The organism is Streptomyces sp. NPDC002784 (assembly GCF_053592135.1).
The window spans coordinates 407,504-428,979 of record NZ_JBSFVD010000004.1; the positions used below are offsets into that span (position 1 = coordinate 407,504).

The 21,476-nt window shown below is 71.9% G+C and carries 15 protein-coding genes; 12 read left to right on the forward strand and 3 right to left on the reverse strand.

What is annotated here, in order from left to right; translation table 11 throughout:
- Positions 1 to 173 precede the first annotated feature (173 nt).
- The 3 genes from ACWD1Z_RS11830 to mfd all read left to right on the forward strand — a co-directional run bounded on the left by ACWD1Z_RS11830 (position 174) and on the right by mfd (position 7,314).
- Entirely contained in the window at positions 174 to 962 is a 789-nt protein-coding gene (locus ACWD1Z_RS11830; RefSeq protein ID WP_389418334.1) for an ABC transporter ATP-binding protein, read from the forward strand.
- Complete coding sequence (locus tag ACWD1Z_RS11835; protein ID WP_451117763.1) at positions 959 to 3,538, forward strand: ABC transporter permease; 2,580 nt, start codon at positions 959 to 961, stop codon at positions 3,536 to 3,538. The genes ACWD1Z_RS11830 and ACWD1Z_RS11835 overlap by 4 nt, the downstream gene beginning before the upstream one ends.
- A 242-nt stretch (positions 3,539 to 3,780) precedes the next feature.
- Positions 3,781 to 7,314, forward strand: a complete 3,534-nt coding sequence (gene mfd / locus ACWD1Z_RS11840) for a transcription-repair coupling factor (RefSeq protein WP_451117765.1) — start codon at positions 3,781 to 3,783, stop codon at positions 7,312 to 7,314.
- Positions 7,315 to 7,451: 137 nt separating this feature from the next.
- Here mfd and ACWD1Z_RS11845 read toward each other — a convergent pair whose 3' ends face one another.
- Positions 7,452 to 7,637: an Rv0909 family putative TA system antitoxin gene (locus ACWD1Z_RS11845; protein WP_451117767.1), complete on the reverse strand. Its 186-nt coding sequence runs from the start codon at positions 7,635 to 7,637 to the stop codon at positions 7,452 to 7,454.
- Positions 7,638 to 7,778: 141 nt separating this feature from the next.
- Here ACWD1Z_RS11845 and ACWD1Z_RS11850 point away from each other — a divergent pair, with 141 nt between their 5' ends.
- Positions 7,779 to 8,549: an HNH endonuclease family protein gene (locus tag ACWD1Z_RS11850; RefSeq protein ID WP_451117769.1), complete on the forward strand. Its 771-nt coding sequence runs from the start codon at positions 7,779 to 7,781 to the stop codon at positions 8,547 to 8,549.
- Between the two features lie 67 nt (positions 8,550 to 8,616).
- Here ACWD1Z_RS11850 and ACWD1Z_RS11855 read toward each other — a convergent pair whose 3' ends face one another.
- Both ACWD1Z_RS11855 and ACWD1Z_RS11860 read right to left on the reverse strand, forming a co-directional pair.
- On the reverse strand, positions 8,617 to 9,393 hold the full coding sequence (locus tag ACWD1Z_RS11855) for a hypothetical protein (protein WP_451117771.1): 777 nt from the start codon (positions 9,391 to 9,393) through the stop codon (positions 8,617 to 8,619).
- A gap of 96 nt (positions 9,394 to 9,489) precedes the next feature.
- Positions 9,490 to 9,918 carry a hypothetical protein gene (locus ACWD1Z_RS11860; protein ID WP_451117773.1) on the reverse strand — a complete coding sequence of 143 codons (429 nt, stop codon included), beginning with the start codon at positions 9,916 to 9,918 and terminating at the stop codon, positions 9,490 to 9,492.
- Positions 9,919 to 10,147: 229 nt separating this feature from the next.
- Between ACWD1Z_RS11860 and ACWD1Z_RS11865 the strand changes: the two genes are divergently transcribed.
- The 8 genes from ACWD1Z_RS11865 (at position 10,148) to ACWD1Z_RS11900 (ending at position 21,410) form a co-directional block, all read left to right on the forward strand.
- A complete protein-coding gene (locus ACWD1Z_RS11865; RefSeq protein WP_451117775.1) occupies positions 10,148 to 12,412 on the forward strand; it encodes an N-6 DNA methylase in 2,265 nt (754 codons plus the stop codon).
- Between the two features lie 143 nt (positions 12,413 to 12,555).
- Entirely contained in the window at positions 12,556 to 13,221 is a 666-nt protein-coding gene (locus ACWD1Z_RS11870; RefSeq protein ID WP_451117777.1) for a hypothetical protein, read from the forward strand.
- 38 nt (positions 13,222 to 13,259) lie between these two features.
- The gene (locus ACWD1Z_RS11875) at positions 13,260 to 14,753 is read left to right on the forward strand and encodes a protein kinase domain-containing protein (RefSeq protein ID WP_451117857.1); all 1,494 of its coding nucleotides are present in this window, start codon (positions 13,260 to 13,262) and stop codon (positions 14,751 to 14,753) included.
- Between the two features lie 146 nt (positions 14,754 to 14,899).
- Entirely contained in the window at positions 14,900 to 15,553 is a 654-nt protein-coding gene (locus tag ACWD1Z_RS11880) for a SurA N-terminal domain-containing protein (RefSeq protein ID WP_451117779.1), read from the forward strand.
- 127 nt (positions 15,554 to 15,680) lie between these two features.
- Positions 15,681 to 16,667, forward strand: coding sequence for a nucleoside triphosphate pyrophosphohydrolase (locus ACWD1Z_RS11885; protein ID WP_451117781.1), 987 nt, complete (start codon positions 15,681 to 15,683; stop codon positions 16,665 to 16,667).
- A gap of 42 nt (positions 16,668 to 16,709) precedes the next feature.
- Positions 16,710 to 18,770: a sel1 repeat family protein gene (locus ACWD1Z_RS11890; RefSeq protein ID WP_451117782.1), complete on the forward strand. Its 2,061-nt coding sequence runs from the start codon at positions 16,710 to 16,712 to the stop codon at positions 18,768 to 18,770.
- Positions 18,771 to 18,876: 106 nt separating this feature from the next.
- A complete protein-coding gene (locus ACWD1Z_RS11895) occupies positions 18,877 to 20,238 on the forward strand; it encodes a cytochrome P450 family protein (RefSeq protein ID WP_451117783.1) in 1,362 nt (453 codons plus the stop codon).
- 182 nt (positions 20,239 to 20,420) lie between these two features.
- Positions 20,421 to 21,410, forward strand: coding sequence for a transglycosylase family protein (locus tag ACWD1Z_RS11900; protein ID WP_451117785.1), 990 nt, complete (start codon positions 20,421 to 20,423; stop codon positions 21,408 to 21,410).
- Positions 21,411 to 21,476: the final 66 nt, after the last annotated feature.

Sequence of the window (21,476 nt, forward strand, 5' to 3'; positions counted from 1 at the left end):
GGCTTTATGCCGCTGGGGGGCGGCTGACCGGCCTCGCGGGGGTGGGGTTTTCCCCCGCACAAGACTGCGCTGGGCACCAGCGCGCCACGACCCCTCCCGGGACCAGACTCATCGTCGTACCGCTTCACACAGCTTCGCATGACGCACTTGTTGACCGACATAGGAGATTTGCCATGACATCGGCCGTAACCATTCCCAGGCACGGGGGCACTGGAGGGCGTACGGCCGTTGCCGCCCGGGCGCGCCAGGTCGTGAAGGCCTACGGGTCCGGGGAGACCCGGGTCGTGGCCCTGGACCATGTGGACGTGGACATCGCGCGGGGACAGTTCACCGCGATCATGGGCCCCTCGGGGTCCGGCAAGTCCACCCTGATGCACTGCCTCGCCGGTCTCGACACCGTGACCAGCGGTCAGATCTACCTGGACGAGACCGAGATCACCGGGCTGAAGGACAAGAAGCTCACTCAGCTGCGCCGGGACCGGATCGGCTTCATCTTCCAGGCGTACAACCTGCTGCCCACGCTGAACGCGCTCGAGAACATCACGCTGCCGATGGACATCGCCGGGCGGAAGCCCGACAAGCAGTGGCTCGACCGCGTGGTGGACACCGTGGGGCTGTCCGACCGGCTCAAGCACCGGCCCACCCAGCTCTCCGGCGGCCAGCAGCAGCGCGTCGCCGTGGCCCGGGCGCTGGCCGCCCGCCCCGAGATCATCTTCGGTGACGAGCCGACCGGAAACCTCGACTCCCGCGCGGGCGCCGAGGTCCTGGGCTTCCTGCGCCGCTCGGTCGACGAACTCGGGCAGACCATCGTGATGGTCACGCACGACCCGGTCGCCGCCTCCTACGCGGACCGGGTGCTCTACCTCGCCGACGGCCGCATCGTCGACGAGATGTTCAAGCCGACCGCCGAGGCCGTCCTGGACCGCATGAAGGACTTCGACGCCCGGGGGCGTACGTCATGACCGTGCTGAAGACCTCGATGCGCAACTTCTTCGCGCACAAGGGCCGGATGGCCCTGTCGGCCGTGGCGGTCATGCTGTCGGTGGCCTTCGTCTGCGGAACCCTGGTGTTCACCGACACCATGAACACCACCTTCGACAAGCTGTTCGCCGCCACCTCCTCCGATGTGACGGTCAGCTCGAAGGACGCCTCGGACACCGGTGAGACCACCGCCGACAACGGCAAGCCGCCGGTCATGCCGGCCACCGTGGTGGAGCGGGTGCGCGGCGCCGAGGGCGTGAAGTCGGCGGAGGGCACCGTCTTCACCACCTCGGTGACCGTCGTCGACGGCGACAAGGACAACCTCTCGCCCTCCAGCGGCGCCCCGACCATCGTCGGCAGCTGGAACAGCAACGACGCCCGCACCATGAAGATCACCTCCGGTACGGCGCCGAAGGGCCCCGACCAGGTCATGGTGGACGCGGACACCATCGACAAGCACGACCTGAAGCTCGGTGACGAGATCGGCGTCATCAGCGCCGTCGGCACGCACACCGCGAAGATCTCCGGCATCGCCGACTTCGAGGTCACCAACCCCGGCGCGGCGATCTTCTACCTGGACACCGCCACCGCCCAGCGGACGCTCGCCGGTGAACCGGACGTCTACACCAACGTCAACGTCACGGCCGTGAGCGGGGTCAGCGACGCGCAGCTGAAGAAGAACGTGCTCGCCGCGACCGGCGGCGACTACAAGGTGCAGACGGCCAAGGAGACCGCCGACGCCAACCAGAAGGACGTCGAGGGCTTCATGAACGTCATGAAGTACGCGATGCTCGGCTTCGCCGGGATCGCCTTCCTCGTCGGCATCTTCCTGATCATCAACACCTTCTCCATGCTGGTCGCCCAGCGCACCCGGGAGATCGGCCTGATGCGGGCCATCGGCTCCAGCCGTAAGCAGGTCAACCGGTCCGTGCTGGTGGAGGCGCTGCTGCTGGGCACGGTCGGCTCGCTGCTGGGCGTCGGCGCGGGCGTCGGGCTCGCGATCGGCCTGATGAAGCTCATGGGCTCCATGGGCATGGAGCTGTCCACCTCCGACCTGACGATCGTGTGGACCACCCCGGCCGTCGGCCTGGTCCTCGGCGTGGTCGTCACCGTCCTCGCCGCCTATCTGCCGGCCCGCCGCGCGGGCAAGGTCTCCCCGATGGCCGCCCTGCGGGACGCGGGGGCCCCGGCGGACGCCAAGGCGGGCCGGGTGCGGGCCGTCCTCGGCACCCTGCTCACCGCGGGCGGCTGCTACGGCCTCTACCTGGCCACCGCCGCCGACAAGGCCAAGGAGGGCTCGCTCTGGCTCGGCCTCGGCATCGTCCTGTCCCTGATCGGCTTCGTCGTCATCGGCCCGCTCCTGGCGAGCGGGGTGGTACGGGTCCTGGGCGCCCTCGTCCTGCGGATGTTCGGCCCCGTCGGCCGCATGGCCGAGCGCAACGCCCTGCGCAACCCGCGCCGTACGGGAGCCACCGGCGCCGCCCTGATGATCGGCCTCGCGCTGGTCGCCTGCCTCTCGGTCGTCGGCTCCTCGATGGTCGCCTCGGCGACGGACCAGCTCGACAAGACCGTCGGCACGGACTTCATCATCCAGTCCGACAGCGGCCAGCTGGTCACCCCCGATGCCGTGAAGGCGGCCAAGGCGACCCCGGGCCTGGAGCACGTCACCCAGTACAAGATCACCGAGGCGGACTACACCACCCCCGACGGCAAGACGCTCAAGGACACCGACATCACCGCGGCCGACCCGACGTACGCCGAGGACCTGCGCACCAAGACGGTCGCCGGCAACCTCGCCGACGCCTACCGGCCCGACTCGATGTCCGTCCACGAGAAGTTCGCCAAGGCGCACGACATCGAGCTCGGCTCGAAGATCAAGGTCGCCTTCAAGGACGGCGCCACGGCCCAACTGACGGTCCGGGCGATCACCAGCAGTGACGTCGTCATCGACGCCGGCTCCAAGTACATCTCGATCGCCACGCTCGCCAAGTACGTCCCGGCCGACAAGATGCCGCTCGACCAGCTGGTCTTCGCCTCGGCGAAGGACGGGCAGCAGGACGCCGCGTACAAGTCGCTGAAGGCGGCGCTGCACGACTACCCGCAGTACACCGTGCGCGACCAGACCGACTACAAGGAAGCCCTGAAGGACCAGATCGGCCAGCTGCTGAACATGATCTACGGCCTGCTGGCCCTCGCGATCATCGTCGCGATCCTCGGAGTGGTGAACACCCTGGCCCTGTCGGTGGTGGAGCGGACCCGTGAGATCGGCCTGATGCGCGCCATCGGCCTCTCCCGCCGCCAGCTGCGCCGCATGATCCGCATGGAGTCGGTGGTCATCGCCCTCTTCGGCGCCCTGCTCGGCCTCGGCCTCGGCATGGGCTGGGGCGCGACGGCCCAGCAGCTGCTGGAGCTGGAGGGCCTGAAGGTGCTGGAGATCCCCTGGGTCACCATCGGCGGCGTCTTCATCGGCTCGGCCTTCGTGGGCCTGTTCGCCGCCCTGATCCCGGCCTTCCGGGCGGGCCGGATGAACGTCCTGAACGCGATCGCGACCGAGTAGCGGGCGGGGCGGACAGCCACCGCATACGGGGGTTGCGGGGGAACCGGTGCCGGGAAGCCTTGGGGGGCTTCCCGGCACCGGCATATGGGCACCCCGCTTGTCCACAGCCCCGGCGCCTGTCCCGCGTTGTCCACAGCGCCCGGCGCCTGTCAGTGCGGCGTCGTACGCTGGAGACCCCCCGGCCCGTACGACGAGTCGGGCCCTTCGCGTTGCCCCACCTCTCGGACGGAAGCTCCCTCCACATGAGCCTGCACGGTCTGCTCGACGCCGTCGTCAAGGACACCGCCCTCGCGGAAGCGATCACCGCGGCCACCGACGGCACCCGCATGCACGTCGACCTCGTCGGCCCCCCGGCGGCCCGCCCCTTCGCGATCGCCGCGCTGGCCCGCGAGGCCGGCCGCCCCGTGCTCGCGGTGACGGCGACGGGCCGGGAGGCCGAGGACCTGGCGGCCGCCCTGCGCTCCCTCCTCCCCCCGGAGGGCGTCGTGGAGTACCCCTCCTGGGAGACGCTGCCGCACGAGCGGCTCAGCCCCCGCAGCGACACCGTCGGCCGCCGCCTCGCCGTCCTGCGGCGCCTGACCCACCCCCGCCCCGACGACCCCGAGACCGGCCCGGTCTCCGTCGTCGTCGCACCGGTCCGCTCGGTACTCCAGCCGCAGGTCAAGGGCCTCGGCGACCTGGAACCGGTGGCCCTGCGCACCGGCCAGACCGCCGACCTGAACGCCATCGTCGAGGCCCTCGCCGGCGCCGCCTACTCCCGGGTCGAGCTGGTCGAGAAGCGCGGCGAGTTCGCCGTACGGGGCGGCATCCTCGATGTGTTCCCGCCCACCGAGGAACACCCCCTGCGCATCGAGTTCTGGGGCGACGACGTCGAGGAGATCCGCTACTTCAAGGTCGCCGACCAGCGCTCCCTGGAGGTCGCCGAGCACGGCCTGTGGGCGCCGCCCTGCCGCGAGCTGCTGCTCACCGAGGACGTCCGCGCACGCGCGCGTGCCCTCGCCGAACAGCACCCGGAACTCGGCGAGCTGCTCGGCAAGATCGCCGAGGGGATCGCCGTAGAGGGAATGGAGTCCCTGGCTCCGGTCCTGGTGGACGACATGGAGCTGCTGCTGGACGTGCTGCCCAAGGGCGCGATGGCCCTGGTGTGCGATCCGGAGCGGGTACGCACGCGTGCCGCCGACCTCGTGGCGACCTCGCAGGAGTTCCTCCAGGCGTCCTGGGCGGCCACGGCGGGCGGGGGCGAGGCGCCCATCGACGTCGGCGCGGCCTCCCTGTGGTCCATCGCGGACGTCCGCGACCACGCGCGCGAGCTGGACATGATGTGGTGGTCGGTGTCGCCGTTCGCCGCGGACGACGCCCTCGAGGAGGCCGACACCCTCAAGCTCGGCATGCACGCGCCCGAGACCTACCGCGGCGACACCGCCAAGGCGCTCGCCGACACCAAGGGCTGGCTCGCCGACGGCTGGCGCGCCGTCTACGTCACCGAGGCCCACGGCCCCGCGGCCCGCACGGTCGAGGTGCTCGGCGGCGAGGGCATCGCCGCCCGCCTGGACGCCGACCTGACCGCGCTGAGCCCGTCCGTCGTGCACGTGGCGTGCGGCTCGATCGACTACGGCTTCGTCGACCCGGCGCTGAAGCTCGCCGTCCTCACCGAGACCGACCTGTCCGGCCAGAAGGCGGCCGGCAAGGACGGCGCGCGCATGCCCGCCCGCCGCCGCAAGACCATCGACCCGCTGACCCTGGAGGCCGGCGACTACATCGTCCACGAGCAGCACGGCGTCGGCCGCTACATCGAGATGGTCCAGCGGACCGTGCAGGGCGCCACCCGCGAGTACCTCGTCGTGGAGTACGCCCCCGCCAAGCGCGGCCAGCCCGGCGACCGGCTCTACATCCCCACCGACCAGCTGGAGCAGATCACCAAGTACGTCGGCGGCGAGGCGCCCACGCTGCACCGCCTGGGCGGCGCCGACTGGACGAAGACCAAGGCGCGCGCGAAGAAGGCCGTCAAGGAGATCGCGGCCGACCTGATCAAGCTGTACAGCGCGCGCATGGCGGCCCCCGGCCACGCCTTCGGGTCCGACACGCCCTGGCAGCGCGAGCTGGAGGACGCCTTCCCCTACGCCGAGACCCCGGACCAGCTCACCACCATCGCCGAGGTCAAGGAGGACATGGAGAAGTCGATCCCCATGGACCGCCTGGTCTGCGGCGACGTCGGCTACGGCAAGACGGAGATCGCGGTCCGGGCCGCCTTCAAGGCCGTCCAGGACGGCAAGCAGGTGGCGGTGCTGGTGCCGACGACGCTGCTGGTGCAGCAGCACTTCGGGACGTTCTCCGAGCGGTACTCGCAGTTCCCGGTCAATGTGCGCGCCCTCAGCCGCTTCCAGACGGACACCGAGGCGAAGGCGGTCCTGGAGGGGCTGAAGGACGGCTCCGTGGACGTCGTCATCGGCACCCACCGGCTGTTCTCGTCGGAGACGAAGTTCAAGGACCTCGGCCTGGTCATCGTCGACGAGGAGCAGCGCTTCGGCGTCGAGCACAAGGAGCAGCTGAAGAAGCTGCGCGCGAACGTGGACGTCCTGACCATGTCCGCGACACCGATCCCCAGAACCCTGGAAATGGCCGTGACGGGCATCCGCGAGATGTCCACGATCACCACCCCGCCGGAGGAGCGGCACCCGGTGCTGACCTTCGTCGGGCCGTACGAGGAGAAGCAGATCGGCGCCGCGATCCGCCGTGAACTCCTGCGCGAGGGACAGGTCTTCTACATCCACAACCGGGTGGAGTCGATCGACCGGGCGGCGGCCCGCCTCCGGGACATCGTCCCCGAGGCGCGCATCGCGATCGCCCACGGCCAGATGTCGGAGACGGCCCTGGAGCAGGTGGTGGTGGACTTCTGGGAGAAGAAGTTCGACGTGCTCGTGTCCACGACGATCGTCGAGTCGGGCATCGACATCTCCAACGCCAACACCCTGATCGTCGAGCGCGGCGACAACTTCGGCCTCTCCCAGCTGCACCAGCTGCGCGGCCGGGTCGGCCGCGGCCGGGAGCGCGGGTACGCCTACTTCCTGTACCCGCCGGAGAAGCCGCTGACGGAGACGGCCCACGAGCGGCTGGCGACCATCGCCCAGCACACGGAGATGGGCGCGGGCATGTACGTGGCGATGAAGGACCTGGAGATCCGAGGCGCGGGCAACCTGCTCGGCGGCGAGCAGTCCGGGCACATCGCGGGCGTCGGCTTCGACCTGTACGTCCGTATGGTCGGCGAGGCGGTGGCGGACTACCGCGCCTCGCTGGAGGGCGGCGTGGAGGAGGAGCCGCCGCTGGAGGTCAAGATCGAGCTCCCCGTCGACGCGCACGTCCCGCACGACTACGCCCCCGGCGAGCGCCTCCGCCTGCAGGCCTACCGCGCGATCGCCTCCGCCAACACGGAGGAGGACGTCAAGGCCGTACGCGAGGAACTCGTCGACCGCTACGGCAAGTTGCCGGAGCCGGTGGAGAACCTGCTGCTGGTGGCGGGCCTGCGCATGCTCGCCCGCGCGTGCGGTGTAGGCGAGATCGTCCTCCAGGGCACCAACATCCGCTTCGCGCCGGTGGAGTTGCGGGAGTCGCAGGAACTGCGGCTGAAGCGGCTCTACCCGGGCAGCGTGATCAAGCCGGCGGCGCACCAGGTGCTCGTGCCGCGCCCGAAGACGGCGAAGGTGGGCGGGAAGCCGCTGGTCGGGCGGGAACTGCTGGGGTGGGTCGGGGAGTTCCTGGCGACGATCCTCGGGTCTTAGCGGTGCCCGTGGTGCGGTCGTAGCCGTGCTGGCGGTGCGGTCGCCGACGGGAGTCGGAAAGGCGAAGCCGTCCGCGGGGTGGTGGGTCTCCGCGGACGGCTTCTCTTATCAGAATGGCCTTACGGCTCAGAATGGCCTTACGGCTGGTCGGGCCTTTCGCGGTCCATGCCGAGCGCGCCCTCGCCTCTGCGCTGCGCGTCGTCGACGTGGCTCTCGTACTTGTTGCCCGTCTTGTCGTTGACCTTCTTCTCCGCGGTGTCGGACATGTCCTTGGCTTTGTCCTGCGCGCCGCGGTTGCTCTTGAATCTGTCGAGGATGCCCATCCAGAGCTCCTTCCGAGGTGACTCAGAACCGACAATACGCCGGTGATGCGACGGATGCGCATTTTCGGCCCATATGGTCTGGACCTCTCGGCGGCTACGGTGGGAACAGGTAACCGGCATGCAGGGGAGGGGCGCACAGTGATGCGGCGTAGGGGCGGGGCGGCGCTGTCGGCCGCGGTGCTCGGCATGGTGCTCGTACTCACGGGCTGCGACGACCTGGAGGAGCTGCCCCTGGACGACGCCGCCTCCGGCTCGGCCCAGGGCGCCGGCTCGGGCCGTTCGGTCAACCCTCTGGACAACCCCGACGGTACGGAACCGGGCCTGGCGGCCATCACCTCCGACGCCGACCGGGCCGAGGCGCGGGCCCTGATCGAGAAGGTGGCGACCAAGGGCCGCGGCCCGAAGACGGGGTACGACCGGGACGAGTTCGGTTACGCCTGGATGGACTCGGCGCCGGGCGGCATCCCCTTCGCCCGCAACGGCTGCGACACCCGCAACGACCTCCTCCAGCGCGACGGCGAGGACCTGCGCTTCCGGTCCGGCTCGGACTGCGTGGTGATGTCGATGCGGCTGGACGACCCGTACACGGGCCGGACGATCGACTGGACCAAGTCCCGCGCCACGGAGGTCCAGATCGACCACGTCATGCCGCTCTCCTACGACTGGCAGATGGGCGCCGCCCGCTGGACCGAGGGCAAGCGCCAGGACATCGCCAACGACCCGCTCAACCTGATGCCCGTCGACGGCCGCACCAACAGTTCCAAGGGCGACTCGGGCCCCGCCGCCTGGCTCCCCCCGAACAAGCAGATCCGCTGCTCCTACGCGGTGCGCTTCGCCCAGGTCTCGCTGAAGTACGAGCTGCCCGTGACGCCGCCCGACAAGCAGATGATGCTGCGGCAGTGCGGAGGCTGACGGGGGAGCCGACCGTGTCCCGGCTCCCGGCGTCCTCCCCGGCGTCGCCCCCGGCGTCCCTCCCGGCTCAGGCGCCGAGTGCGTCCAGGTCGATGATGTCGCCGGTGGGCTTGTCCGTCGGGACCGGCTTGCCGTAGTCGCTGAAGGTGAGCGAGCCGGGGTCCGAGGGGCTGGTGCTGACGAGCTTGAGCACGTAGGGCTCGCCCTCGGTGGCGACGTAGAGGGTGTTCCGCTCCTTGCCGTCCTTCTCGTGCAGGGTGATCGCGGGCGTGCCGTCGACCGTGCTGGTCTCGCCGCGCGTCGCGTCCGACGTGCCGCCGGTGGCGTCACCGAGGAGCGTGTCCAGGTCGCAGAAGGCGTCGAAGTCCTCGGCCCCCTCGCCCGTCGCCGACATCTTGGTCCACTTGCCCGCCAGCATGGCGACCGCCGCGTCGGTCTCCGCCTCGGGCTCGCCCTCGCTCTGGCTGCGCAGGAACGCCTCGTCGTACTTCATGTAGACGGTGTCGCCGTACTTGATCAGATCGGCCCGGCCCTCGCCGTCCATGCTCATGTGACCGGCGCAGTCGCCCTTCTGGTTGAGGGCCATGTCCATCCCGATGGTGCCGCCGCTCTCCTCGTCGGGGATGTCACCCTTGATCCGCAACGAGTCGGCACCGCGGGTCGCCTTCACCGCCCGGTCGGCGATCTGCCCGCCGGTCAGACCGGCGAACGCTTCCTTCGGCTTGCTGGAGCCGGCGGCCCTGTCCTTGGCCTTGCCCTCCGACTTGTCCTCGCCCTGGCAGCCGGTGACGGCCACGGTGGTGACGGCGGTGAGGCAGAGGGCGGCGAGTGCGGTGCGACGCATGAGGGTTCCTCGGTGATGACGTAGCGCGCGGGGCGCTGGATGAGCTGGTGGGTTGGCTGGGTGTGCCGTTGTGGGCCGCGCCCCGCATGGCGGGGGTCAGGCGGACTTCTTCCAGTCCTGGCAGCCGGACGTCCTGAAGTAGGCGTCCGAGGCGCTGATGGTGACGTAACCGGTGCCGGTCACATTGTCGTTGGCCAGCAGCGAGTCCATCTCGCCGGACGAGTCCTTGGCCCGCTCCCAGTAGCACAGGCCGTCGGCGTTGCCGGTGGTGCGATACGTGCCCGGCTTGATGTCGGAACCGACCTCGAAGTCGCCGTCTCCCCCGAACGCGACCTTCTTCTCGGCGACTTCCTCCGAGTCCGTCTTCTTCTTGTCCCCGCCGGTGCCGCGGTCCGCGGACGCCGACGAGTCCCTGTCGCCGGAGCCGCCGGAGCCGCTGCTGTCGCCGCCCGCGTTCGCCGATACGGCGCCGATGACGACGATCCCCACGACGGCGCCCAGTGCGACCTTGCCCTTCATGCCCATGGCTGTTCCCCCCCTGAGCGGCGACCGCCTCCACCGGAGGTCGCTCGTTCGATGGGTCAATAAGAGCAGAGGCTGTGAACCGAGTCAACACGGTTCACGGAATGTTGGATGTACACGGCCGTGAACCCTCGGATCTGGCGTGCGTCGGTATGCTCGGGCGTCACAGAGCGCGTCAAGCGTGCGTCACCGAGTGGACCCGAGCGATCAGGCGGGTGAGGGGAGCCGGGCGGTGCAGGACAATGCGACAGAGGTGACCGCGGCCGGGATCGCCCGGCTGGCGGGCGTCGGCCGGGCCGCCGTGAGCAACTGGCGGCGCCGGCACGCCGACTTCCCCAAGCCGGTGGGCGGCACCGAGACCAGCCCGTCCTTCGCGCTCGCCGAGGTCGAGGCCTGGCTGCGCCAGCAGGGAAAACTCGCCGAGGTACCGCTGCGCGAGCGGGTCTGGCAGCAGCTCGCCGGGCATCCCGAGGGTCCGGTGACCGCGCTGACGCACGCGGGGTGCGTGCTCCTCCTCATCCACGACCGGCCCACGCTCTGGCTGGAGGTGAGCGCCGGGTCCGACGAACGGCTCGCGGCGATGCTGCCGGGGGCACTGGAGCAGGTGCTCACGCCGCGGTTCGGGGCGACGTCGGCGCGTCGGGGGGCGGCTGTTGTGAACTCGCCGGGGGCTGTGAACTCGCCGGGGGCTGTGAAGCCGTCGAGCGCCGTGAACTCGTCGAGCGCCGTGAACTCGTCGCGCGCTGTGAACTCGCCAGGTTCTGTGAATCCGCCGGGTTCTGTGAACTCCCGTTTCGACCGATCGAACCCCGGCGCCGCTGTGAACGGACCGGCCCATGTGAACCCCCGCGACCGAACGAAGCCCACCCCCGCCGTACACACCCCCACCGGCCCCCAAATCCTCCCCTCCGTCCCCCTCCTCCGCGGCGCCGCCGAGCTCGCCGCCGAGATGGGCGGCGCCCGCCCCGCCTTCGAGTTCCTGCTCGGCCGGCACCTCGACGCCAACCCGCGCCAGTACACGCTCACGCCCGCCGAACTCGCCGCGCTCATGGCCGACCTGGCCGGCCCCGCCCGTACCGCCCTCGACCCGGCCTGCGGCACCGGTGCCCTCCTGCGCGCCGTCGCCCCCCGCCCCGAGCAGCAGCTGTACGCCCAGGACAGCGCTCCCGACCTCGCCGCCGTCACCGCGCTCCGGCTCGCCCTGCGCACCCGGGCCGCCGTGCGCGCCGCCGTCGGTGACACCCTGCGCGCCGACGCGCATCCGGAGCTGCGCGCCGACGCCGTCCTGTGCCACCCGCCGTTCAACGAGCGGAACTGGGGCCATGACGAACTCGCCTACGACCCCCGCTGGGAGTACGGCTTCCCGGCCCGTACCGAATCCGAGCTGGCCTGGGTGCAGCACGCGCTCGCGCGGCTGAGGGACGGCGGCACCGCCGTGCTGCTCATGCCGCCCGCCGCCGCCTCCCGCCGCTCCGGCCGCCGGATCCGCGCCGACCTGCTGCGGCGCGGTGCGCTGCGCGCCGTCGTCGCGCTGCCGGTCGGCGCGGCACCGCCGTACAACCTCCCGCTCCACCTGTGGGTGCTGCGCAGGCCCGACAAGGCGCCGGCGCAGCCCGAGGTGCTGCTGGCGGACGCGGGGCAGTTCGCCACCGAGGGGCGCGGCGGGCCCGACTGGCGGGCCGTGCGGGACGCCGTGCTCGACGCCTGGCACGCCTTCGACCGGGCCGGCACGCTCGACGAGCGGCCCGGTCTGGCCCGCGCGCTGCCCGTGATCGACCTCCTCGACGACGACGTCGATCTCGCCCCGGCCCGCCATCTGCCGCCCCCCACCGAGACCGACGGCGCCGAGGCGCTCACGGCCGTGCGCGAGCGCCTGGGACAGACCCTGGGGCTCGCCGCCGAACTCACCCCGCCGCCCGCCGCGGGCGCCCGCCCGGTGCGCTGGCCGCTCACCACCGTCGGGGAACTCGCGCGCGGGGGCGCCCTGGTGATGCGTACCGGCGGAAGCGGCGGCCACGCGCGTGTGCCCGTGCTCACCGACCATGACGTCCTCGCCGGGACGGCCCCCTCGGGCACGCTCCCCGAGAGCGACGAGGAGGCGGTGCTGACGGAGCCGGGCGATGTCGTCGTCCCGGTGCTCGGCGGCGGCTCGATGGCGCGCGTGATCGACGACACCACGGGGGGCGCCGCCCTGGGGCGCAACCTCGTCCTCCTGCGCCCCGACCGCACGGCGCTCGACGCGTGGTTCCTCGCCGGATTCCTGCGCGGCACCGCCAACAACCGCCAGGCCAGCAGTTACGCGTCCACCGCCACGCGCCTGGACGTGCGCCGCCTCCAGCTGCCCCGGCTCCCGCTCGACGAGCAGCGGCGCTACGGCGTGCGGTTCCGCGCGCTGGACGAGTTCGAGCGGGCGCTGCGGCACGCGAACCGGCTCGGGGACCAGCTGGTGCGCGGGATGTACGACGGCCTGACCGACGGGACGGTGGCCCCCGACTGAGGCACCGGGGGAGGGCGGGAAGCCGGGGAAGTGATCAGTACAACAACGGTTCGGTACAACCCGGGACCGGTTGTCCGTGTCGGCCTATACGCTCGAACTCTGTCGTTCGTTCGTCCCCATCGGCCAACCGTCCAGGAGCAGTCATGTACGGCCACGGCACGGCGCCGCCCACCCGCAGCGAGGCAACGGTCATCTCCCTGCGGGTGCTGTTCGCCGCCGCCGGTCTGCTCTCCTGCGGGGTCCTCGCGTGCGTGCCGCTGTTCCGGGTGGCCATCCTGCGCGGACGCTGGCCGGACTGGGTGCTGGCGTGGGTGAGCCTGCCGGTGTCCATCGCGTGTTTCGCCGTGGTCGGCTCGGTGCCGGAGACGGACCCCAAGTCGGACGTCGCGCTGGCCGCGGTGCTGCTGCTCGGCGCGTTCAGCTCCGTGTACTTCCTGGTGATCGACATCCGCGTGCACAACCGACTCCGGTTGCGGTACGGCGGCTACGCGCGGCCGGGGGCCACGACGATCCACGCGCCGCACGGCCCCGCCGGTTACGGCTATCCGCAGCACGTGTCGCCGTACACGACCACGCCGGTCCAGCAGCCCCTGCCGCAGCAGCACCAGCCGCCCGCGCCCGTACCGCACCCGGCGACCCCGGTCCCGGCCCCGCCGCTGCCCCAGGACACCCCGCCCCCCGGCCCCGCACCGACGCCGCCGCAGCGGCCCGCGCCCGCCCGGATCGACCAGGTGCGCGCCGAGCTGGACGAACTCAGTGACTACCTGCGCAACCACGACGGCCGCGGCGACCACGAGGGCGGAAGGTGACCGTGACGACCGGGCACGTCGTCGCCGCCCGTTACGAACTGTCCACGCTCATCGGGCAAGGCGGCATGGGCCAGGTCTGGACGGCGTACGACCAGCGGCTCGACCGGCGCGTGGCGGTGAAGCTGCTGCGCCCCGACAAGGTGGCGGGGCAGGAGGCGGACGAACTGCGCCGCCGGTTCGTGCGCGAGTGCCGGGTGACCGCGCAGGTCGACCACCCCGGCCTGGTCACCGTGCACGACGCGGGCAGCGAGGGCGAGGAGCTGTTCCTCGTCATGCAGTACGTCGACGGCGCGGACCTCTCCGACCATCTCGCCGAGCACGACCCGTACCCGTGGCAGTGGGCGGTGGCGGTCGCCGCGCAACTGTGCGCCGTGCTGAGCGCCGTGCACGCCGTGCCGATCGTCCACCGCGATCTCAAGCCGCGCAATGTGATGGTGAAGCAGGACGGCACGATCACCGTCCTCGACCTCGGCGTCGCCTCCGTGATGGACGCCGACACCACCCGCCTCACGCACACCGGCACCCCCATCGGCTCGCCCGCCTACATGGCGCCCGAGCAGGCCATGGGCGGCGCGGTCGGCCCGTACACCGACCTGTACGCGCTCGGCGTGCTGCTGCACGAACTCCTCAGCGGCGACGTCCCGTTCTCCGGCTCGACCGCGCTCGGCGTGCTGCACCGGCACCTCTACGAGCCCCCGCTGCCCGTGCGCCGGATGCGCCCCGAGGTGCCCGAGGCACTGGAAGCGCTGGTGCTGCGGCTGCTCGCCAAGGACCCGCAGCACCGCCCCGGCTCCGCGCAGGAGGTGTACGAGGACCTGGCGCTGCTGCTGCCCACGCGCGGGACGCCCACCGGGGCGCCCCTGGACCCCACGCGCCCGTTCCTGCGACCGCACGCCCCCTGGCCGGACCGCGCCCGCACCCCCGCGCCCCAGCCCGCCCCCGCCGCCCCGGTCGCTCCGGCCGCCGGGAAGCCGGACGTGGCCCGCGCGGTGGACGAGGTCAAGCGCCTCCTCGGCGAGGGCCGCATCACCCAGGCCGTCGACATCCTCGGCGCGATCCTCCCGGTCGCCGCCGAGCGGCACGGCGAGAAGTCCCCGGTCGTGCGCACCCTGCGCAAGCAGTACGCGGCCACGCTCATGGACGACGGCCAGTACCGGCGCGCGCTTCCCGTCCTGCGCGGCCTCGCCACCGAGCGCGCCGCCGAGGCCGGCCACGCCGACCCCCAGTCGCTGCGCTTCCGCTACGAGGCGGCCCAGTGCCTGGAGCAGCTCGGCGACCCGGCGGCGGCGCTGGCGGAGTACCGGTCGCTGCTGCCGTACTACGAGAACCAGTACGTGGCCGGAGACCCGGAGCTCGCCCACGACGTCCGCCGCCGCATCGGCCACCTGCTGCTCGCGCTCGGCGACCGCCCCGCCGCCCACGACACCCTGGTCCGTCTCCTGCACGACGTGGAACGCCTGCACGGCCCCGGCCACCCGCTGGCCACGGACATCCGGCGCACGCTCCAGTGGCTGGGTCAGGTGCGCGGCTAGCGAGGACGGCCGCCCGCGCCCGCGAGCCGGTGCCCGAAGTCGCGGTGAATCGTTGGTCGAATGGGTTGGCCAGAGCTTGGCCACTGCCTACCATCGATCATCGCAAGACTTTGTGCACCGCCGCACAATCTCCTCGGGAGGTCTCCTTGCACCGCCGCTACCGCCGCCGTCGCACCGCGCTCCTCCTCACCGCCGCCCTCGCGGCGGCGCCTCTCCTCACCGCCTGCGGAAACGACGCGCACCCTGGCGCGGCGGCCGTGGTCGGTGATCAGCGGATCACCGTCTCCCAGCTGGAGAACAGGGTGAACGAGGTGCGCGCGGCCCAGCGCGCGGTCGTCTCCGACGAGGCGCAGTACGCCCAGGCCGTGTCCCGGACCGGCAGCCTCACCCGGGACACCCTGCACGGCATGGTCCTGGACCGGGTCCTGCACCAGGCCGCCCAGGACGCGGGCATCACCGTCAGCCGCAAGGAGATCCAGGAGATGCGCAACGGCCTGGAACAGCAGGCCGGCGGTGCCAAGGCACTGGAGACGACCTGGCTCCAGGAGTACGGCGTGGCCCCGGCGCGTCTGGAGGAGAACCTCCGCCTGCAGCTGGAGGCCCAGAAGCTCGCCGCCAAGCTCGGCACCGACACCACGCGGCCGGAGTTCTGGAAGGCCCTGTCGGAGGCATCCGAGAAGCTCGACATCGACCTCAACCCGCGCTACGGCAGCTGGGACGTCCAGAAGAGCGGCCGCGTCGACGCCAAGACGCCGTGGGTGCGTGAGGTGACGGCGGCGGACCCGCAGCAGCCGGCATAGCGAGCGGACCCGCAGCAGCCGCCGAGGCGAGCGAGCGGGCACGACGAGCGGTCATACGATCACACCCCGGCCTCTGCCTGTGGACAACGCGATCCGGTCCGTCACCGCCGTGCGTTAGCTTCGAACCGTGAACACCACCAGCCCCGAAACCGCCCCCGCCGCCCCCGGCCGTATCGTCCTGCTCACCACCAGCCACCGCGTCGCCCCCGGCCTGCTGTCCTGGCCTGCCTGGCAGGCGCTGCGCTCCGCCGACAGCGTGCTGTGCGCGGACGGCGCCCACCCGCAGCTGCCGTATCTGCGGGAGGCGGGCATACGGGTGACGGAGGCGGCCCCCACCGCCGAGGCGCTGGTCGACACCTGCGCCGGCGGCCGCACCGTGGTGGTCGTGGCCACCGGCGAGGGCGAACCGGCGCTGACCGACGGCCTCGCCCGCCTCGCCGGCTCCGGCCGCGTGAGCATGCCGGAGCTGGAACTGCTCCCCGCCTCCTACGACCTGCCCGGCGCCCGCCTGCTCGACCTCGTCCAGGTCATGGACCGGATCCGCGCCGAGTGCCCCTGGTCCTCCCAGCAGACCCACAAGGGCCTCGCCAAGTACGGCATCGAGGAGGCCTACGAACTCGTCGAGGCCATCGAGGAGGGGGACCGGGACGAACTGCGCGAGGAACTGGGGGACGTCCTCCTCCAGGTCGTCTTCCACGCGCGCATCGCCGAGGAGGACCCCGAGGCGCCCTTCTCCCTCGACGATGTCGCCGGGACCATCGTCGCCAAGCTGATCCACCGCCACCCGCATGTCTTCGGGGACGAGACCGCCACCACCCCCGAGGAGGTCAAGGAGCACTGGCTGCGCACCAAGGCCACGGAGAAGCGCCGCGAGTCCGTCACCGACGGCATCCCCCTCGGCCAGCCCGGTCTCGCCCTCGCGGCGAAGCTGGCGTCCCGGGTCAGAACGGCCGGGCTCGACGTGCCCCTGCCCAGGACCGAGGGCGTCGGTTACGAACTCCTCGCCCTCGCGGTGCGCGCCGAGGCCGAGGGCGTGGATCCGGAGGCGGCGCTGCGGGCGGCGGGGCGGGCGTACCGGGATGCGGTGCGGGCTGCCGAGGGCCTGGAAGGTTAGTACGGTTGCCTCCTGAGCCGGCTCTGGGGCACGGGGGCTTGTATGTCAGGCGTGTTGGACGAACTGGCGGCTGCGGCGGCCGGGGTTCTGGTGTCCTCGATGGGCTCCGACGACTGGGAGGAGAAGGCCAGGCCGGCGTTCGTCCACATCTACGCGCTGGCCATGAGCGAGGACGTGGGACCGGTTCTGGAGGGCCACCGGAGCGAGCTGAGCAGCGGGGAGCTGTCGGCGCGGGACGCGGCGCGGATCTGGCGGAGCAAGATCCGGGAGGCGTTCAAGAAGGGGGTCATCGCCAATGAGGTGCACCGGTTCATAGCGGACTTCCGGCCGACCGGTCACCTGGCCTGTCCGTCCTGCGCGACCTCGGTGGAGCGCGACGACATCTACTGCGGGGGATGCGGCGATGTGCTGGGTGCTCCGGCCGCCGTACCGGTGAGCGTCCCCTCCCGCGACGCTCCGGGCCCCCTCGCCCAGGGCGAACGGCCCGGGGACCACGTCGACTTCAGGCGGTCCAGCTTCCATGTCCCGGTCATCGGTGTGCAGCACAACTACGGCCACCCGGGGCACGCGTCCGCCGACAGCTGGCCCCGGCTCGGTGAGTTACGGGGCCGCGCCCTGGGCGTACGGCCCGTCAGTTCCTTCGGGGACGAGCCCGTTCTGCCGCCGTACATCGCGCGCGACCGGGACGCGGAACTCGACCGGCTGGTCGCGCAGGGGCTGCGGGAGGGCGGACTGGTGGTCGTCACCGGGGAGCCGCTGTCCGGCAAGTCGGTGACCGCGTGGGCCGCCCTGAGGCGCAACGCCGACGACGGCACCCGGCTGTTCAACGCGCACCCCGGCACCGAGCTGCGCGAGCTGCCCGCCGCGCTGCGCGGGCGCGATCCCGCCGGTACGCATGTGGTGTGGCTCGACGATCTGGAGAGCCACTTCGACGAACGGGGCCTGGTGGCAGGGCCGTTGACGCAGCTCGCGCACGAGGGGGTGCTGGTGCTCGCCACGATGCGGGACACCGCGTACGAGGCGCACCGCTTCGGTGACCTGCCGATGGCCCGTGCCCTGCGCGGGGCCCGCACGGTTGATCTGACCTGCGACTGGAGCGAGGCGGAACTCGCACGGCTCGCGCAGGCGGAGGACCCGCGGCTCAGGGACGCGGTGCGCCGGCGCGGTGAGCTGGGTGTCACGCAGTTCCTGGCGGCGGGGCCGGAGTTGTGGGAGGAGTGGCGCCGGGCGAGCCGTCCCGGCGGGCGGGCCAACGGTCACCTGCTGGTGCGGGCGGCCATCGACGCGGCCCGTTGCGGAGTCACCAGTGGCCTGTCGCCCCGGACCTGGGAGTTCCTGATCAACGTACGGCAGATGTACGGGAGCGGGTGCGCCCTGGCGACCCCCGTCTCGCAGGAGGACCTGGACTGGGCGGCCAAGCCGCGGCTGGGAGTCTCGGGGCTGCTGGTGCCGGGTGCCGAGAAGGACACCTGGCAGGCGTGCGGGACGCTGGTCGCCGACGCGATCCGCTGTCCCGACCTGCCGCCGCTGACTCCGCATCTGTGGGGGTCGATGGCCTGGATGGCGGCGATGTACGACCTGCCCGAGCGCGACGAGGTGTCCCGGGCGGCTCGCGAGGCGGTGCGGCTCGCGGCCGAGGCGGGGGATTCCGTCGCCCCGGCGATCCTCGCCGTCCTGTCGACGTGGGCCGGCGACGCCCCCGAGGCGCTGCGCTGGTGGGGCGAGGTCGCGGAGCAGGACGAGCGAGAGGCGTACATGCTCGGGCGGTACCTGCTCCTGGAGCAGGGCAAGCTGACCGAAGCCCTTCCCCATATCCAGAGGGCGGCCGAGGCGGGCAGCCGGGAACCGGCCCAGGAACTCGGGTTCCTGCTCCTCGCGCGCGCCCTGCACTGGCTCGGCGTCGCGGCCGAGAACGGCAACCCCGCCGCGGCCGAGGTCCTCCCCGCACTCCGCACGGCCCTCACGGACCAGCGACTCCTGTCCGCCCTGGCCCGCCACACCCCCGACCCCACGCCCCCGTCCCCCGTCCCCCCACTCTCAGCCGAACGCGCCATCGCCCACGCCCTGGACACGATCCTCGCCCGAAACCCCACCCCGCAGTAACCCTGCCGGCCGCCAGCACCCCCGCCCGCCCAGCCACCCACCCCCGGCCCCCGCCCCCTCGCCCCGCGCCGCGAAGCGCCCGCCCTCCGCCGGTTAACGTCAAGGAGTGACCGACCACCCCACCCCCGCCCCCGATCCAGACCGCGCCGCAACCCCCGCAGCCACTCCCGCCCCCGCCTCGGCCTGCCCAGCAGCCGCCGCCCCAGACGGCGCCGCAACCCCCCATCCTCCCGACCTCTTCACCTGGGAGTTCGCCGCCGATCCCTATCCCGCCTACGCCTGGCTGCGGGAGTACGCGCCCGTGCGTCGGACGACGTTGCCCAGTGGGGTGGAGGCGTGGCTGGTCACACGGTATGCCGATGCCAAGCAGGCGCTGGCCGATCCGCGGCTCAGCAAGAACCCCGCGCATCACGACGAGCCCGCGCACGCCAAGGGCAAGACCGGTATCCCCGGCGAGCGCAAGGCCGAGCTGATGACGCATCTGCTCAACATCGACCCGCCGGACCACACCCGGCTGCGACGGCTCGTCAGCAAGGCGTTCACGCCCCGCCGGGTCGCCGAGTTCGCCCCGCGCGTGCAGGAGCTGACCGACCACCTCATCGACCAGTTCGCCGACCGGGGATCCGCCGACCTCATCCACGAGTTCGCCTTCCCGCTCCCCATCTACGCCATCTGCGACCTGCTCGGCGTCCCGCGTGAGGACCAGGACGACTTCCGGGACTGGGCGGGCATGATGATCCGCCACCAGGGCGGCCCCAGGGGCGGAGTCGCGCGGTCCGTGAAGAAGATGCGCGGTTACCTCGCCGACCTCATCCACCGCAAGCGCGCGGCCCTGCCCGACACCCCCGCGCCCGGCGAGGACCTCATCTCCGGACTCATCCGCGCCTCCGACCACGGCGAGCACCTCACCGAGAACGAGGCCGCCGCCATGGCCTTCATCCTTCTCTTCGCGGGCTTCGAGACCACGGTCAACCTGATCGGCAACGGCACCTTCGCCCTGCTGACCCACCCCGACCAGCGGGCCCGCCTCCAGCATTCCCTCGCCGCGCGGGAGACGGCCCTCCTCGAAACCGGCGTGGAGGAACTCCTCCGCTACGACGGCCCCGTGGAACTCGCCACCTGGCGCTTCGCCACGCAGCCCCTCACCGTCGGCGGCCAGCACATCGCCCCCGGCGACCCGGTCCTCGTCGTGCTCGCCGCCGCCGACCGGGACCCGGAGCGGTTCGCCGACCCCGACACGCTCGACCTCTCCCGCCGCGACAACCAGCACCTCGGCTACGGCCACGGCATCCACTACTGCCTCGGCGCCCCGCTCGCCCGCCTGGAGGGCCAGACCGCACTGGCCACCCTCCTGCGCCGCCTCCCGGACCTCCGGCTCGCGGTGGAACCGGACGAGCTGCGCTGGCGCGGGGGCCTCATCATGCGCGGACTGCGCACGCTCCCGGTCGAGTTCACCCCGAGCGGCTGAGCCCGCACGCCTCGACGGACCGTCAGGTCAAACGTGACACACCCTCAAGTCTGTGATCTTCACGTGATCTGCGCGGCATGAACTTGTGACAAGTGATCGTCTGCCGATACGTTCACTCGTCAGCGCGGCGCCTCGCCTCACCGGCGCCGCGCCGGTCCCCGCTGTCTTCGAAAGGCCCCCGCATGCTCTCCGGGAACGGTCGTCACCGTCGCCCCCGCCAGGCCCCGGCTCTCCTCGTCGCGGCCGGAGTGACCGGCTCCGCCATCGCCATCCCGCTCCTCGGCACCTCCGGCGCCAGCGCGGCCGAGGGCACCACCTGGGACCGGGTCGCGGAGTGCGAGAGCGGTGCCTCCTGGAGCGAGGACAGCGGCAACGGCTACTACGGCGGCCTCCAGATCACCCAGGAGAACTGGGAGCGGTACGGCGGCACGCGGTACGCCGCCTCCGCGGACCAGGCCAGCCGCTCCCAGCAGATAGCGGTCGCCGAGCGCATCCTCGCCGACCAGGGCCTCGCCGCCTGGCCGACCTGCGGCCCGCTCTCCGGTCTCGACACCGAGTCGGGTTCGGTCGACATCGACACCGGCGTCGCGGAGGATGAGTCCGCTTCGCCCGAATCGTCGGAGTCCGCCAACTCCTCCGGCTCATCTGGTTCGTCCGGTCTGCTCGACTCGCTCGACGGTGACTCCTCCGAGTCGGAGCCCAGCTCCTCCCCGTCGACCGAGGCCGCGGACAACTCGGCCAAGTCGGACAAGTCATCCGAATCCACTGAGTCCGTCGAGTCCGTTGAGCCGTCACGGTCCTCCGAGGGCGCCCCCTCCATGGGGGCCGGCAGTGAGTCCTCGGCCACTTCCGGGCGGGACAACCCGGACAACTCCGGCCAGATCGAGGGTGATTCCGCCCTCACCGACACCGGCTCCAGCGGCACCGGCCGCCACCGCGGCGAACCCGCCGACGAGAGCGCCGGCCGCGGCGGCGAAGAAGGCGCGTCGGACGGCTCGTACGTCGTCCGGGCCGGTGACAGTCTCGTCGGCATCGCCGACTCCCTTGACGTGAACGGCGGATGGCGTGGGCTCTACGCCGCCAACAAGGAGACCGTCGGCACCGATCCGGACCTCATCATCCCCGGTCAGACCCTTGAAGTAGGGGTCGAACCGGGCGAAAAGCAGCGGTAGTTCACGTCACGCTTCGCGCTGAATGTCCGGTTTGGCGAAAGTGTGGGATGAGTCTCAGAAGCCCTG

Excerpts from the sequence above, each read along its gene's own strand:
- ACWD1Z_RS11830 (WP_389418334.1), top strand. The coding sequence starts at position 174 with ATGACATCGGCCGTAACCATTCCCAGGCACGGGGGCACTGGAGGGCGT.
- ACWD1Z_RS11835 (WP_451117763.1), top strand. The coding sequence starts at position 959 with ATGACCGTGCTGAAGACCTCGATGCGCAACTTCTTCGCGCACAAGGGC.
- mfd (WP_451117765.1), top strand. The coding sequence starts at position 3,781 with ATGAGCCTGCACGGTCTGCTCGACGCCGTCGTCAAGGACACCGCCCTC.
- ACWD1Z_RS11845 (WP_451117767.1), bottom strand. The coding sequence starts at position 7,637 with ATGGGCATCCTCGACAGATTCAAGAGCAACCGCGGCGCGCAGGACAAA.
- ACWD1Z_RS11850 (WP_451117769.1), top strand. The coding sequence starts at position 7,779 with ATGCGGCGTAGGGGCGGGGCGGCGCTGTCGGCCGCGGTGCTCGGCATG.
- ACWD1Z_RS11855 (WP_451117771.1), bottom strand. The coding sequence starts at position 9,393 with ATGCGTCGCACCGCACTCGCCGCCCTCTGCCTCACCGCCGTCACCACC.
- ACWD1Z_RS11860 (WP_451117773.1), bottom strand. The coding sequence starts at position 9,918 with ATGGGCATGAAGGGCAAGGTCGCACTGGGCGCCGTCGTGGGGATCGTC.
- ACWD1Z_RS11870 (WP_451117777.1), top strand. The coding sequence starts at position 12,556 with ATGTACGGCCACGGCACGGCGCCGCCCACCCGCAGCGAGGCAACGGTC.
- ACWD1Z_RS11890 (WP_451117782.1), top strand. The coding sequence starts at position 16,710 with ATGTCAGGCGTGTTGGACGAACTGGCGGCTGCGGCGGCCGGGGTTCTG.
- ACWD1Z_RS11900 (WP_451117785.1), top strand. The coding sequence starts at position 20,421 with ATGCTCTCCGGGAACGGTCGTCACCGTCGCCCCCGCCAGGCCCCGGCT.